At 68.8% G+C, this 13546-nt stretch carries 13 protein-coding genes; 7 read left to right on the plus strand and 6 right to left on the minus strand.

The genetic code is table 11. The annotated features are described in order from the left end of the window. The first annotated feature begins 10 nt into the window (after positions 1-10). From HNQ73_RS06025 to HNQ73_RS06050, 6 genes are all read left to right on the plus strand, one after another. On the plus strand, positions 11-376 hold the full coding sequence (locus HNQ73_RS06025; RefSeq protein WP_183333225.1) for a DUF423 domain-containing protein: 366 nt from the start codon (positions 11-13) through the stop codon (positions 374-376). A gap of 114 nt (positions 377-490) precedes the next feature. After that, complete coding sequence (argB, locus tag HNQ73_RS06030) at positions 491-1390, plus strand: acetylglutamate kinase (protein ID WP_183333227.1); 900 nt, start codon at positions 491-493, stop codon at positions 1388-1390. A gap of 41 nt (positions 1391-1431) precedes the next feature. Continuing rightward, positions 1432-1767, plus strand: coding sequence for a DMT family transporter (locus tag HNQ73_RS06035; RefSeq protein WP_183333229.1), 336 nt, complete (start codon positions 1432-1434; stop codon positions 1765-1767). Between the two features lie 77 nt (positions 1768-1844). Next, positions 1845-2588: a pyrimidine 5'-nucleotidase gene (locus HNQ73_RS06040; RefSeq protein WP_183333231.1), complete on the plus strand. Its 744-nt coding sequence runs from the start codon at positions 1845-1847 to the stop codon at positions 2586-2588. Between the two features lie 249 nt (positions 2589-2837). Beyond that, positions 2838-3932 carry an acyltransferase family protein gene (locus HNQ73_RS06045; protein WP_183333233.1) on the plus strand — a complete coding sequence of 365 codons (1095 nt, stop codon included), beginning with the start codon at positions 2838-2840 and terminating at the stop codon, positions 3930-3932. Between the two features lie 175 nt (positions 3933-4107). Then, positions 4108-5181: a lysylphosphatidylglycerol synthase domain-containing protein gene (locus HNQ73_RS06050; RefSeq protein WP_183333235.1), complete on the plus strand. Its 1074-nt coding sequence runs from the start codon at positions 4108-4110 to the stop codon at positions 5179-5181. Between the two features lie 16 nt (positions 5182-5197). Here the strand turns inward: HNQ73_RS06050 and HNQ73_RS06055 are convergent, their stop codons facing one another. The 3 genes from HNQ73_RS06055 to mtgA form a co-directional block, all read right to left on the minus strand. Next, the gene (locus tag HNQ73_RS06055) at positions 5198-6850 is read right to left on the minus strand and encodes a bifunctional diguanylate cyclase/phosphodiesterase (RefSeq protein WP_183333237.1); all 1653 of its coding nucleotides are present in this window, start codon (positions 6848-6850) and stop codon (positions 5198-5200) included. 265 nt (positions 6851-7115) lie between these two features. Further along, complete coding sequence (gene rpmF / locus HNQ73_RS06060; RefSeq protein WP_183333239.1) at positions 7116-7301, minus strand: 50S ribosomal protein L32; 186 nt, start codon at positions 7299-7301, stop codon at positions 7116-7118. Positions 7302-7449: 148 nt separating this feature from the next. After that, the gene (mtgA, locus tag HNQ73_RS06065) at positions 7450-8157 is read right to left on the minus strand and encodes a monofunctional biosynthetic peptidoglycan transglycosylase (protein WP_210304950.1); all 708 of its coding nucleotides are present in this window, start codon (positions 8155-8157) and stop codon (positions 7450-7452) included. Between the two features lie 99 nt (positions 8158-8256). On the opposite strand from mtgA, the gene HNQ73_RS06070 reads away from it, so the two are divergent. After that, positions 8257-9177 carry a polyprenyl synthetase family protein gene (locus HNQ73_RS06070; protein WP_183333241.1) on the plus strand — a complete coding sequence of 307 codons (921 nt, stop codon included), beginning with the start codon at positions 8257-8259 and terminating at the stop codon, positions 9175-9177. A 16-nt stretch (positions 9178-9193) separates the two neighbouring features. Here HNQ73_RS06070 and HNQ73_RS06075 read toward each other — a convergent pair whose 3' ends face one another. The 3 genes from HNQ73_RS06075 to HNQ73_RS06085 all read right to left on the minus strand — a co-directional run bounded on the left by HNQ73_RS06075 (position 9194) and on the right by HNQ73_RS06085 (position 13245). Then, positions 9194-11155, minus strand: coding sequence for a potassium transporter Kup (locus HNQ73_RS06075; RefSeq protein ID WP_373284867.1), 1962 nt, complete (start codon positions 11153-11155; stop codon positions 9194-9196). 192 nt (positions 11156-11347) lie between these two features. Next, entirely contained in the window at positions 11348-12640 is a 1293-nt protein-coding gene (gene ispG / locus HNQ73_RS06080) for a flavodoxin-dependent (E)-4-hydroxy-3-methylbut-2-enyl-diphosphate synthase (RefSeq protein WP_244649920.1), read from the minus strand. A gap of 59 nt (positions 12641-12699) precedes the next feature. After that, the gene (locus tag HNQ73_RS06085) at positions 12700-13245 is read right to left on the minus strand and encodes a Fur family transcriptional regulator (RefSeq protein WP_183333245.1); all 546 of its coding nucleotides are present in this window, start codon (positions 13243-13245) and stop codon (positions 12700-12702) included. Positions 13246-13546 lie beyond the last annotated feature (301 nt).

Raw genomic sequence — 13546 nt, forward strand, 5'->3', positions numbered from 1 at the left:
GGGGGGCGGCATGAGCGACCGATTCTTCGTTTTCCTCGGCGGGCTCTTTGGCTTCTGGGGCGTGGCTGCAGCCGCCGCGGCGGCGCATATCACCGGCACCGGGCCGCTGGCGACGGCAGCGAGCTTCCTGCTGGTCCATGCGGTGCTGCTGGTCGCCCTGCCGGCGGTGCTCAACGCCTGGATAGCGCACCGGGGGCTGATGCGAATCGGCGGCTGGGTGCTCGCCGCGGGTGTCTTCCTCTTCACGGGCGACCTGACGCTGCGGGCCCTCGTCGAACACGGCCTGTTCCCGATGGCGGCCCCGACCGGCGGCGTCCTCGTGATGCTCGGCTGGGCGGCGATCGGCACGTCCGGGCTCGTCTCGAGCCGTCTGTAAACGCATGGGTCCACTGTCGCGGGGAGCAGCGGAGCGGGGGCGACAGCCGCCTTCCGCCCTGCTAAAAGACGCCCTCGCGACGCAACCGCTCCCTCAACTGCACCGCGACACGACATGAGCCACCTTCCCGATCTACCCGACGTGCACACCCAGGCCGAGACGCTGGTGCAGGCCCTGCCGCACATGCAGCGCTACGATCAGGAGATCGTGGTCATCAAATACGGCGGTCACGCCATGGGGGATGCCGCGGCGGCGGAGGATTTCGCCGAGGACGTGGTGCTGCTCGAGCAGTCCGGCGTCAAGCCGATCGTCGTGCACGGCGGTGGCCCGCAGATCGGCCGCATGCTGGAGAAGCTCGGCATCAAGTCGGAGTTTGCGGCCGGCCTGCGGATCACGGACAAAGCCACGGTCGACATCGTCGAGATGGTTCTGGCCGGCGCCATAAACAAGCAGATCGTCGGCACCATCTCGGCCGAGGGTGGCAAGGCGATCGGCCTGTGCGGCAAGGACGGCAACATGGTCGTGGCCCGCAAGGTGACGCGCACCGTGGTCGATCCCGATTCGAACATCGAGAAAGTTGTCGATCTCGGCTTTGTCGGCGAGCCGGAGAAGGTCGACCGCTCGGTGCTCGATGCGGTGCTCAAGGCCGATCTCATCCCCGTGCTCGCGCCCGTGGCTGTCGGTCACGACGGGGCGACCTACAACGTCAACGCCGACACCTTCGCCGGCGCCATCGCCGGGGCCATGCGGGCCAAACGTCTCCTTCTCCTCACCGACGTGCCGGGGGTTCTCGACAAGGACAAGAACCTGCTGCCCGAGCTCACGGTGGAGGACTGCCGCCGCCTCATCGCCGACGGTACGATCACCGGCGGCATGATCCCGAAGGTCGAGACCTGCATCTACGCGCTGGAGCAGGGCGTCGAGGGCGTCGTCATCCTCGACGGCAAGGTGCCCCACGCGGTGCTGCTCGAGCTCTATACGGACCACGGTGCGGGCACGCTGATCCGTCGCTGAAGGGCGGCGGGCGGCCCGCCTCAGGGCGAGGCACGGCAGACATGGCGACGGGCTATCTCTATCTTCTCATCGCCATCGTCGGCGAGGTCATCGCCACGTCGGCGCTGAAGGCGTCCGAAAGCTTCACCCGGCCGCTGCCCGCCCTCGTCACCGTCATCGGCTACGGCGTCGCCTTCTACTGCCTGTCGTTGACACTGCGCACCATCCCCGTAGGCATCGCCTATGCCATCTGGAGCGGCATCGGCATCGTGCTCATCTCGCTCGTGGGCGCCGTCGCCTTTCGCCAGGGGCTTGACCTGCCGGCGCTCGTCGGCATCGGCCTCATCCTCGCGGGGGTGGTGGTCATCAACGTCTTCTCCTCATCCGTCCCGCATTGACAGCCGCGGTGCGGCCGCTTGCAATTGTGGTAGCGACACACCATTTCCTCCCTCCCATCATGCGGGAGAGACTGCTGATGAAGATGATCGACACGGTGCCGGCTGCGGCGGAGAAGGTTCGTCGCGGCTTCGCGCATGTCGATACCTGGATCTTTGATCTCGACAACACGCTCTACCCGCACGAGGCGCAGCTCTGGCCACAGGTGGACGAGCGCATCACGCTCTTTGTGTGTGATTTCTTCGGCATGGACGGCCTCTCAGCGCGCGCCCTGCAGAAGTACTACTACCACCGCTACGGCACGACCCTGCGCGGCCTCATGGTGGAGCAGGGTATCGACCCGCGGGACTTCCTCGATTTCGCCCACAGCATCGATTACTCGCTGCTTGCCCCCGATCCGGACCTTGCGGCCGCCATCGGCGCCCTGCCCGGACGCAAGCTGATCCTGACCAATGGCTCGCGCGGCCATGCCGAGGCCGTGGCGGAGCGGCTCGGCATCGGCGCCCATTTCGAGGACATCTTCGACATCGCCGATGCCGGCTTCGTGCCCAAGCCTGAGCCGGCGACCTATGCGAGTTTTCTCGCCCGCCACGGCATCGACGCCTCGCGCGCCGCGATGTTCGAGGATCTCGCCAAGAATCTCGCCGAACCACACCGGCTCGGCATGACGACGGTGCTGGTGCTGCCGAAGACGCCCGACCCCTTCCGGGAACTGCACGAGCAGGAAGAGGTCACGGCCTCCCACATCGAGTACATGACCCGCGACCTCGCCGGCTTTCTCCTGCGCGACATCGGCCTGTTCGGGGCGGATGCCGGCCGCTGATCAGGCCTGGCTCCGCCTGTTCCAGGCAAGGACGAGTCCTGCCGCCGCCATGGCGACGAGGACGGCGGCCATGTCGCGGAAGGCTGCATAGCCGAGCGGCCTCTGCCTGATCCGGGGCAATTGCTGCAGCAAGTGCGACGCGCGGCTCTCAGCACGCAACGCGATGCACGCCTGGGTTGATCATATTTCTCTGGTCACGTTTTGAGGGTGCTCCCGCCAGGCGGGAACGGCAACGGATCGGATCTTGCAATGACAATACGGGAAGCATTCGAGACGCGGGCCAACAACTTCGACCTCCTGCGCCTCGTCGCTGCGCTGCTGGTGCTCTGGAGCCACAGCTACACACTCACCGGCACGGCCGGGGAGCCCTTCCACTGGCTGACGGGCGGCTACGACACCGGCGGGGGCCTGGGCGTGGCGATCTTCTTCGCCATCAGCGGCTTCCTGGTGGCGCGTTCGGTAACCAGGCACACCCCCAGCCAGTATCTGGTCAACCGCGTCCTGCGCATCGTGCCGGCACTCGCCCTTGTGACCGTGTTCGCCATCTTCTTTCTCGGGCCGCTGGTGACGAGCCTGCCCCTCGTCGACTACCTGCTCCATCCGGCGACGCTCCAGTACGCGCGCAACATCTTCGTCTTCGGCGTGTCGTTCAACCTGCCCGGCGTCTTCACGGAGCTGCCCCATACCGGGGTCAACGGCTCGATCTGGACCCTGGCGCTCGAATGCGGGTTCTATCTGCTCCTGCCGGTTGCCCTGGTCTGCGGGCTTTTGTCGCGCCGGGGCGTGCTGCTGCTCGTGGTCGTGATGGCGTGCCTCGTGCTCTGGGGCAGCGAGACGTGGGGCCTGTCATGGTCGAACATGGGCAGCGAGCTGTGGGCCGGTGCCCCCCTCTTTCCGGTGCTGCGCTACGGCCTCGTCTTCGTGCTCGGCGCGGCCTTGTGGGTGCACCGCTCCACCGTCCCGGTCAGCGGCGGCCTCGCCGTGGCCTGCCTCATCCTGCTTTATGCCTTCGCCAACCGGCCGGGGGCGCAGCTCGTCTACCTTCTTGTCCTGCCCTACCTTGTCATCTACCTCGCCCTGGTGCGCCCCGCGCCCTTCGACGTGCGGCAGCGGGTCGGCGACGTCTCCTACGGCACCTATCTCTTCGCCTTCCCCCTGCAGCAGCTGCTGATCTGGAGCTTCGGCCCGGAAACCGGCCCGACGGCGATATCGCTCATGGCGACGCCGCTGGCGCTGACTGCCGGCTTCGTCTCGTGGCACCTCGTAGAGCGGCCGGCGCTGGACCTCAGACACCGACAAAGCGGGGCCCGCCAGGTCGCCCGGCATCCGGCGCCAGGCCTCTGACGCGCGGATCGCGCGTTCGGCATCCCTGCGTCTGCGGAACGGGTGTTGGCACGGTTGTCGATTTCCCCGCGCTGCGCCTTGCGCTCGCTGCACCCTGCCCCCATAACCGGGCAGGGTGCGACGCCTCGCGGAGGCCGCCCCGCACGTGTGAAACGGGATGGGACGCGGCCGCAGCATGGAGGCAGGAGAGCGCGACGCGGGTGCCGCCGACGGTGGCCGGGAACGTGCCGGCGCCGTTCAGCCGGCAGCCGGGGCCGACCATGCGCCCCCGCCGGTTCCGGCAAGCCCGCCCGTCGAGGTCACCGGCGACACCCGTCGCAGGCTCTCCCTCATCGGCACCGTCGTCAGCGTCGCCCTCTTCCTCGCCTCGATGGTCGTGCTGTGGCGCATCGTCGGCGAGATCAGCCTCGCAGAGCTCCAGAAGGCCTTCGCGGCTGCCAGCGTCCGGCAGATCGCGCTCGCCATCCTTTTCACCTGCGTCAGCTATCTCCTGCTGACGGGATATGACGCTCTCGCCCTGCGCCAGCTTGGACGCAGGATCGCCTACCGCGTCACGGCCCTCGCTTCCTTCACGAGCTATGCCGTCAGTTTCACTCTCGGCTTTCCGCTCGTCACCTCCGGGGCCGTGCGCTACCGCATCTACTCGCCCTATGGCATCAAGGCGCCGACCATCGTCGGCCTCACCGTGATCGCCGGCATCACCTTCTGGCTCGGCATGAGCGCGGTGCTCGCCTGGAGCCTTATTCGCGAGAGCCTCGCCGTCGCGGCGCTGACGGGCACGGTGGTGCGGCTCAACGAGGGGGTGGGCATCGCCCTCGCGGCCTCCCTCGTCGCCTATCTCACCTGGGTTGGCGTCAAGCGGCGCAGCGTCAGCGTGCAGGGCTGGCGGCTGGAGCTGCCGGGCTTTCGCCTCTCGCTCGGGCAGATGCTGCTCGGAGCAGGAGACGTCTGCGCCGCCGCGGGCGTGCTGTTCGTGCTCCTGCCAGGCGGGCACGGCCTCAGCTACGAGACCTTCCTCGCCATCTATGTCGCGGCCTGCATGCTCGGCATCGCCAGCCACGCGCCGGGCGGCATCGGCGTCTTCGAGGCAACCATGCTCATCGCGCTGTCGCGCCTGCCGCGCGAAGGTGTCCTCGGCGCGCTGCTGCTGTTTCGCCTCTACTACTATCTGGTGCCCTTCGTCTTCGCCCTGCTCCTGCTGGGCGCGCACGAGATCGGCGCCCGGATGAGCGATTCCGCGCGCCGCTAAGGGCTTTGTCGGGCGCTTACGCCGTCATGGCGCGTTCCACCGGATGCGCGGCCGGCTCCGGCCAGGCCGTCACCGGCGCGATGTGCTCGCCCTGCAGATAGTCGACGCCCCACTGGGCGAGCAGGCGGGCGGTATCCTCGTTCTCGACCCATTCGGCGACCGTGGCGATGCCGAGGTGCTGCGCCAGGTCGACGAGCGTCCGCACGAAGAAGCGGTCGTCGCTCGAGTGTGCCAGGTTCTGCACGAAGGCGCCGTCGATCTTGACGAGGTCGACGGGGAAGTTGCGCAGGTGCCGGAAGGACGTGTGCCCGGCGCCGAAATCGTCGATGGCGATGAGGACGCCGAGCGCCTTCATGGCGTCGAGTGTGGCGCGCGTGGCGGCGGGATCCTCGATCGCTGCCGTTTCAGTAATCTCGATGATGAGGCGCTCCGCGACGCCGGGGCAGGCGCCGAGCCGGGAGGCGAGACTGCCGAGCCAGCCGCGGCTTGCGAGCGTGCGCGGCGAGATGTTGAGGGCCACCCGCAGCTCCGGCTCCGCCGCCATGCGGGTGGTGACGAGCTCGAGCATGCGGTGGTCGACGGCCTCGATCAGGCCCGCCTTCTCCGCGGCGGGCACGAAGCGCGCCGCGCCGGCCTCGCTTCCGTCGGGCAACATCACGCGCAGCAGCACCTCATGGAAGGCGGGCTGCCGTGTCACGGCATCGACGACGGCCTGCCGCGCGGGCACAATCCGCCGCTGGTCGAGGGCGGCGAGCACGTCGAGCCCCTCCGTCGCGGGATGGCGCGAGGCGGCGCCGGCCGCCAGCTGGGGCCCGTAGAAGACGAAGCCGCTGCCGTTCAGCCGCCGCGCCTCGTCGAAGGCAAGGTTGGCGTTGCGCATCAGCGTTTCGGCATCGTCGGCGTGCTGGGGCGCCGTCGCCGCGCCCATGCGCAGGCGCACGGGCATGCCGCCCCCGCCGGCCGAGGCCGCCAGGGCGGCGATGCGGGCGGCGGCAACCGTCGCCTGCTGGGCCGAGCAGCCGCGCATGACGAGGGCGAAGCGGTTGCTGCCATGGCGGACGAGCAGGTCGCCCTGCCGCAGCTGGCCCATCAGCACCTGCGCGGTCGCCTCGATGACGGCGTCACCCCGCGCGTAGCCGAGGGCCGCATTGATGGCACCGAGATTGCCGATGGCGAGGAAGATCAGCGTCAGCGGGCTTCGCCGGCCCCAGTCCTCGGCGAAGAGCTCGCCGATGGACCTGGAAAGGGCCGCCCAGCCGTCCGTGCGCGTGATGGCGGCCGACGCCGACTGACGCGTGACGTGCATGACGCCATGCACAGTCGCCGGCCGCCCGTCCGGCCCCGCATACCAGCGTCCACTCTCCTCGACGGCGAGTTGCCGGGTGCCGATGCAAAGGCGGTAATTAAGGCGGAAGGGCACGCCGCCGCCGGCATCCTCGCCTGCCACGGTGCGGAAGAAGGCGCAACGACCGGGCCCTGACGCAACGTCGATCAGCCTGTCGAAAGCGCCTCCGGTGGGGGCCGCGTGGAGGCAGTCAATGCCGAGGACCTCCGCGCCGTTGCTGCCGAAGGTCAGCCTGTCGCTGGCAAGATCCCAGTCGTAGACCACCTCGCCCAGCGAGGTCAGCAGCCGGCGGGGATCGAGCGGCGCGGCGGTGACGTCGGGCATGGGCGATGCCGAATGGTCCGCACGGCGAGCGGCGCCTGTCCAGTCTGCCATCGGCTGCCGGGTCCTGCCTGTCTGGGAGCTTGATGCGTCCGGCACCGGAGGCGGCGACCGGACCGGTGTGCGAAAACGCTTGCGTGCAGCTTGACCGGAAAAGGGTTAAGGACCGGTAAAGAAAGGCATTTTCGGAGCGCACCGAGGCGCTCAGACAACAAAAAAGGGCCGGCAGAGCCGGCCCTTCCGTCCGCATTCCCCCAAGGGGGCGCTATCACGCCTCGGCGCGCGGCTTCAGCACCTGCCGGCCGCGATACATGCCGGTCTTGAGATCGATGTGGTGCGGGCGACGCAGCTCGCCGGAATCCTTGTCCTCGATGTAGGTCGGCTGCTGCAGCGCGTCGGCGGAGCGGCGGTGGCCGCGCTTCATCCGCGACGTTTTTCTTTTCGGAACGGCCATGGCTCAACTCCGGTCGATGGCTTCTGCGGGCCTGCACGCGCAACGGGCGCAGGTCCCTCGTTGACGAAAACTGTCTCTGGGACGCGGGCTTATACAGGTTCAGCGCCGGGTTGGCTAGTCCTCGGCGGGCAGAAAGTCGGATTTTCCCTCATGTCCTGAGGCATGAGACGTTCTCGTTGCCCATGCGGGCCATAATGCGCGAAGCGTAGCGGGAGAGATAGCGTGTGGGACGGGCCGGATTGCGCGCGATGGGGTTGGGCAGGGCCGCGACGAGAAGGGCCGCCTCGCGCTGCGTCAGGTCACGCGCGCTCTTGCCGAAATGGTGCCGCGCCGCCGCCTCGGCGCCGAAGATGCCCTCGCCCCATTCGGCGATATTGAGATAGACCTCCATAACCCGCCGTTTGGGCCAGACGGCATCGAGCACCAGCGCCAGCGGCAGCTCCAGCCCCTTGCGCAGGTAGGAGCGGCCCGGCCAGAGCAGGATGTTCTTGACCGTCTGCATGGTGATCGTCGAAGCGCCTCGGGCCGCGCCGTCGCCCAGCGCATCCTCGATCACGGTCTGCAGCGCGAACCAGTCGATGCCGGCGTGCATGCAGAAGCGCGAATCCTCCGCCGCGATGGCCGCGCGGGCGAGATGCGGCGATATGTCCGAAAGGGGCACGTAGATGCGCTCGACCGGCTGCAGCGTCAGCCAGCGCCCCAGCATCAGCGTGGAAACGGGCGGCAGGACGCGGTAGGCCGCGATCGACACGGACCAGAACAGCACGATGGCGAGCGCCGCGCGCATGATCCAGCGCAGCACCGCCCGGCCGACGGCGAGCCTTCCCCGGCCTCTTGCCTGCACGTTCGCGGCCATCTCCTTCCCCCGATCGATCCCTAGGCTTGACCGATCCGCGCGTCTCGGGCAAGCGACGCGCGACCTCACGTTACCGGTGGCGTCCCTGGGAGAACGATCATGGCGAGCTTGAGCGCCACCTTCACCGAGCGTCTCGAGACCGTGGCCCGCACGCTGGAGCCGCTGCTCCAGGCGCTTCTCGGCGATGCGCCGCTGGCCGGCGAGATCGCCCGGCCGCCCCGTCTTGTCGCCGCCATGCGCCATGCCGTGCTCGCGGGCGGAAAGCGCCTGCGCCCCTTCCTTACGGTTGAGACCGCGCGGCTCCTTGGCGCGGATGGAGAGGCGCCGCTCAGGGTGGGGGCGGCCATCGAGCTCTTGCACTGCTACTCCCTCGTTCACGACGACCTGCCGGCCATGGATGACGACGATCTGCGGCGCGGCCGGCCCACCGTGCACCGCGCCTTCGACGAGGCCACCGCGATCCTGGCCGGCGATGCGCTCCTGACGCTCGCCTTCGACGTTCTCGCCGATCCGGCTCTGACGGAGGACGCGAGCGTCCGCGCCGAGCTGGTGCTGGGCCTCGCCCGGGCGGCGGGGCTCGGCGGCATGGTGGGCGGGCAGATGCTCGACCTCGAGGCCGAGAGCCGGACCCAGCCCCTCGCCGAAGCCGAGGTGCGTCGCCTGCAGGCCATGAAGACCGGGGCCCTCATCGCCTTCGCGGTCGATGCGGGCGGCATCATGGCAGGGGCGGGGGCCGAGGAGCGCCGCATGCTCGCCACCTACGGCCGGGCGCTTGGCGCGGCTTTCCAGATCGCCGACGACATCCTCGACCGGGAGGCGAGCACCGACGCGCTCGGCAAGCGCACCGCCAAGGACGCCGACAGGGGCAAGGCGACGCTCGTCGACGTGCTCGGCCTCGAGGCCGCGCGGGCCGAGCGGGACCGTCTCGCCGAGGAGGCCGTGGCAGCGCTCGCCCCCTTCGGCGCGGCTGCCGACACGCTGCGCGAGGCGGCGCGCTTCGCCGCCGTCCGCCGCAAGTAGCGCTGGGCGCGACGTCCTACACCGTCACCTGGGTGCCGACCTCGACGACGCGCCCGGTGGGAATCTGGAAGAAGTCCGTGGCGTCGTTGGCGTTCTTGGCGAGCGAGATGAACAGCCTGTCCTGCCACAGCGGCATGCCGGACTGGGCGGCCGGCCGGATTGAGCGGCGCGAGAGGAAGAACGACGTCGACATGATGTCGAACTTGAAGCCGCGCTTGCGCAGGATGGCGAGGCCCTTCGGCACGTTGGGCGTCTCCATGTAGCCGAAGGTCATCTCCACCCGCCAGAAGCCGTCGGCGATGGGCTCGATGTTGACGCGCTCCTCGTCGCCGATGCGCGGCACATCCGCAGTCTTGACGGTGAGAATGACGTTCTTCTCGTGCAGAACCTTGTTGTGCTTCAGGTTGTGCAGCAGAGCCGACGGGGCGGTCTCGGGGTCGCTCGTCAGGAAGACGGCCGTGCCCTTGACGCGGTGCGGCGGGCTCTTCTGCAGCATCTCCACAAGCTCGACGAGCGGCACGTCCACCTTGCGCGTCTTGGCGAAGAGGATGGCGGTGCCCTTCACCCAGGTCCACATGACGATGATGAGGATGCTCGCCAGGAGCACCGGCACGTAGCCGCCCGAGAACAGCTTGAGCAGGTTGGCGGCGAAGAACGCGATGTCGATGGCGAGGAACGGTGTAATGAGCAGGGCGGCCAGAGCCAGGCTCCAGCGCCAGCCCCGCCAGATGACGAGGATGGCGAGAATCCCGTCCACCACCATCGCCCCGAAGACCGATATGCCGTAGGCGTGGGCAAGGCCGCTCGAGGAGCCGAACATGGCGACGAGGAAAAGCACGCCGACGAGCAGCATGGCGTTGACGCGCGGCAGGAAGATCTGGCCCTGGTGCGAGGCCGAGGTGAAGCGCACCTCAAGGCGCGGCAGCAGGCCTAGCTGGATGGCCTGGCGCGTGAGCGAGAAGGCGCCCGTGATGACGGCCTGGCTCGCGATGATGGTGGCGACCATCGCCATGACGGTCAGCGGCAGGAGGCCCCAGTCCGGCACCAGCCGGTAGAAGGGGTTCTCGATTGCGTCGGGATGGGCGAGCACGAGGGCGCCCTGGCCGAAGTAGTTCAGCACCAGGGCGGGGAAGACAAAGCCCATCCAGGCCGCCCGGATGGGGCCGCGGCCGAAGTGGCCGAGGTCGGCATAGAGCGCCTCGGCCCCCGTCACGGCGAGGCAGACCGCGCCGAGAACGGCAAAGGCGACGGCCGGGTGGTTGATGAGGAACATCAGCCCGTAGTGCGGCAAGAGGGCCCGGAACACGTCCGGATCGTCCATGATGTGCAGAAGGCCCGTCAGGCCGAGTACGGCGAACCAGAGGGCCATGACCGGGCCGAAGAAGGCGGCGACCTTCCCGGTCCCGCGGCTCTGCACGGCGAAGAGCGCCACGAGAATGACGACGGTGATGGGCACCACATAGTGGCCGAGCTCCGGCGCAGCGAGCCGGAAGCCCTCGACCGCCGACAGCACCGAAATGGCCGGCGTCAGCATGGAATCGCCATAGAACAGCGCCGCACCGGTGATGCCCAGGGCGAGCACGAGGCCGTGCGAGCGGCCCATGGCCCGCTGGGCGAGGGCGACGAGGCTCAGAGTGCCGCCTTCGCCCTTGTTGTCGGCCCTGAGCAGGATCACGACGTACTTGATGGTCACCACGAGGATGAGCGACCACAGGATGAGCGACAGGACGCCGATGATGGTCTCGCGGGCGATAGGCCAGGCGCCGCCCGAGATGCCACCCGAGACGGCATGTACGGCCTCGCGCAGCGCATAGAGCGGGCTCGTGCCGATGTCGCCATAGACGACGCCGATCGATCCGAGCGCCAGGGCAAAGAAGCCGGCGGGAGCGTGCGCTCCTGCCTGTTCCGCGTCGCCGCCGGCAGCCTGCTCATTGCTGCCCTGACCTGCGAGCACGGACGCTTTGGTGTCTGAAACCATATGGATGAAGGCCCGTGGTTGGCCGCACGAAAAGGCCGCCGCTGACGGCGGCACAGATCCCCTTCCGGACAGCGCGCCGGCGCCGAGGAGTGCCCCTTGGGCCGGCGGTGTTTACCACAATGGACCGGCAGGGCAAACGCCCGGCATGCCGGGCGCCGGAAAGGGCGAATTGCGGAACGGTGAAGCGCCGGACTATTCGGCAGCCTTCGACAGGCGCTGGCCGAAACGCCTTTCGATGTAGTCGGCCACGATCGTCTTGAAGTCCGCCGCAATGGTGGGCCCACGCAAGGTCGTGGCCTTCTGTCCGTCGATGAAGACCGGGGCGGCCGGCATTTCCCCGGTGCCGGGCAGCGAGATGCCGATGTCGGCATGCTTCGATTCGCCGGGGCCGTTGACGATGCAGCCCATGACCGCGACGTTGAGCGTCTCGACGCCGGGATAGCGCGTCCGCCACTCGGGCATGGAGGCCGAAATCCAGTCCTGGATGTCGCGGGCCAGTTCCTGAAACACGGTGGAGGTGGTGCGCCCGCAGCCCGGGCAGGCGGCGACGAGCGGCACGAACGTGCGGAAGCCCATGGTCTGCAGAAGCTCCTGGGCCGCCTTGACTTCGAGCGTCCGGTCGCCGCCAGGCTCGGGCGTCAGCGAGAAGCGGATCGTGTCGCCGATGCCCTCCTGCAGGAGGATGCCGATGGCAGCCGCGGAGGCCACGATGCCCTTGGAGCCCATACCGGCCTCGGTGAGGCCGAGGTGCAGCGCATAGTCGGACCGCGCGGCGAGGTCCCGGTAGACGGCGATGAGATCCTGCACCGACGAGACCTTGGCGGAGAGGATGATCTTGTCGCGGCCGAGGCCGATCTCCTCCGCCCGGGCCGCCGAGAGCAGGGCCGAGCGCACCAGCGCCTCGCGGGTCACGGCGCGTGCATCGACGGGCCGGGACGAGCGTGCATTGATGTCCATGAGGTGCGTTAGCAGCTCCTGGTCGAGCGAGCCCCAGTTGGCGCCGATGCGCACGGGCTTGCCCCAGCGGATCGCCGTCTCGACGATCATGCCGAACTGCCGGTCCTTCTTTTCCTTGAAGCCGACATTGCCGGGGTTGATGCGGTACTTGTCCAGCGCCTCGGCGCAGGCCGGATGTTCGGCGAGCAGCTTGTGGCCGATGAAGTGGAAGTCGCCCACGATGGGAACGGTGATGCCCATGCGCGCCAGTTTGTCGCGAATGTGCGGCACCGCCGCCGCTGCTTCGGCCCGGTCGACCGTGACGCGCACGAGCTCCGAGCCCGCCCGCGCCAGCGCGGCCACCTGCCGCACTGTCGCGTCCACGTCGGCGGTGTCCGTGTTCGTCATCGACTGGACGACGATGGGCGCTCCGCCGCCGACCACGACGGAACCGACCTTGACGCCGACTGTGCGGTGCCGCGCACCAGCGCCTGCAGGAGCGGGCGCCAGCGCCTCGGTGCCCGGCAGATGGGTGATGTCTGCTGTCATGTGATCGGCTCGGAACGCTCGTTTGGACGATCGTCAGTCTTGCTGCGCCTCTCGCGCCGTCAGGTCAAGGCTTGACTTTCGGCTTTTGCGCCGGTGCGGCAATGGGCACAGGTGCCGGCGATCTCGACGACCTGGGCGCGCGGCTTGAAGGCGGCGCCCGTCAGCACCTGCCGCAGGGCGGAGCCAACCTCGGGCGAGGACGCCTCGTCGACACCGCCGCAGGTTTCGCAGATGAGGAAGACGACGAGCTCGCCCGGCTCATGCCGGTGCGGGCAGGCGACGAAGGCGTTCTTCGTCTCGAGCTTGTGCACGAAGCCCTGTTCAAGAAGGAAGTCGAGGGCGCGGTAGATGGTGATGGGCGCCACGCGCCGCTCATCCTGGCGGGTCAGGGCCTCGGCGAGGTCGTAGGCGCCGAGCGGCCGGTGCGTGGCATAGAGCGCCTCAAGCACGGCGCGGCGGATCGGCGTCAGCCGCTGGCCGCGCTCGCGGCAGGCGGCCTCGGCTGCATCGAGGGCAGCAGGCGCTTCCCTCAGCCGAGCGGCAGCGTGGGCACAGCTGCCGCCCTCGTGGTGATGGTGGTGGTGGCCCGCTTCGATCTCGTGCATCGCGTCGCCGTCTGTTTCCGTCGTGGTCCGCCGTCGCCGGCATCCGGCCCGGCGCTGCCTGCGCGCGAACAGTATAGCGTTACATGTCCAACGAGGCACCGTTCCGGGCCTGGCCCTCGCAGACACGACCGCGGCCGAGGGCGGCAGGCGGCCAGACCCTACGCAACGTGGCTTTGCACTGCGTCGCAACATAGATAGGCTGTGCCCTTCCGGTTGCCCACCCGCGGCGACGCTTCGTCGCGAAGGCCTTGGGGGAGCGTGCTTCGCCGCATCCAGAACCGTCAGCCACAACAGCATTTCG

This window comes from Chelatococcus composti (assembly GCF_014201415.1).
In the GTDB taxonomy this organism is placed as follows: Bacteria; Pseudomonadota; Alphaproteobacteria; order Rhizobiales; family Beijerinckiaceae; genus Chelatococcus_A; species Chelatococcus_A composti.

What these genes read in the sequence shown, in the direction of transcription:
- HNQ73_RS06025 (WP_183333225.1), top strand. Translation starts at nt 11, where the DNA reads ATGAGCGACCGATTCTTCGTTTTCCTCGGCGGGCTCTTTGGCTTCTGG.
- argB (WP_183333227.1), top strand. Translation starts at nt 491, where the DNA reads ATGAGCCACCTTCCCGATCTACCCGACGTGCACACCCAGGCCGAGACG.
- HNQ73_RS06035 (WP_183333229.1), top strand. Translation starts at nt 1,432, where the DNA reads ATGGCGACGGGCTATCTCTATCTTCTCATCGCCATCGTCGGCGAGGTC.
- HNQ73_RS06040 (WP_183333231.1), top strand. Translation starts at nt 1,845, where the DNA reads ATGAAGATGATCGACACGGTGCCGGCTGCGGCGGAGAAGGTTCGTCGC.
- HNQ73_RS06045 (WP_183333233.1), top strand. Translation starts at nt 2,838, where the DNA reads ATGACAATACGGGAAGCATTCGAGACGCGGGCCAACAACTTCGACCTC.
- HNQ73_RS06050 (WP_183333235.1), top strand. Translation starts at nt 4,108, where the DNA reads ATGGAGGCAGGAGAGCGCGACGCGGGTGCCGCCGACGGTGGCCGGGAA.
- HNQ73_RS06055 (WP_183333237.1), bottom strand. Translation starts at nt 6,850, where the DNA reads ATGCCCGACGTCACCGCCGCGCCGCTCGATCCCCGCCGGCTGCTGACC.
- rpmF (WP_183333239.1), bottom strand. Translation starts at nt 7,301, where the DNA reads ATGGCCGTTCCGAAAAGAAAAACGTCGCGGATGAAGCGCGGCCACCGC.
- mtgA (WP_210304950.1), bottom strand. Translation starts at nt 8,157, where the DNA reads ATGGCCGCGAACGTGCAGGCAAGAGGCCGGGGAAGGCTCGCCGTCGGC.
- HNQ73_RS06070 (WP_183333241.1), top strand. Translation starts at nt 8,257, where the DNA reads ATGGCGAGCTTGAGCGCCACCTTCACCGAGCGTCTCGAGACCGTGGCC.
- HNQ73_RS06075 (WP_373284867.1), bottom strand. Translation starts at nt 11,155, where the DNA reads ATGGTTTCAGACACCAAAGCGTCCGTGCTCGCAGGTCAGGGCAGCAAT.
- ispG (WP_244649920.1), bottom strand. Translation starts at nt 12,640, where the DNA reads ATGACAGCAGACATCACCCATCTGCCGGGCACCGAGGCGCTGGCGCCC.
- HNQ73_RS06085 (WP_183333245.1), bottom strand. Translation starts at nt 13,245, where the DNA reads ATGCACGAGATCGAAGCGGGCCACCACCACCATCACCACGAGGGCGGC.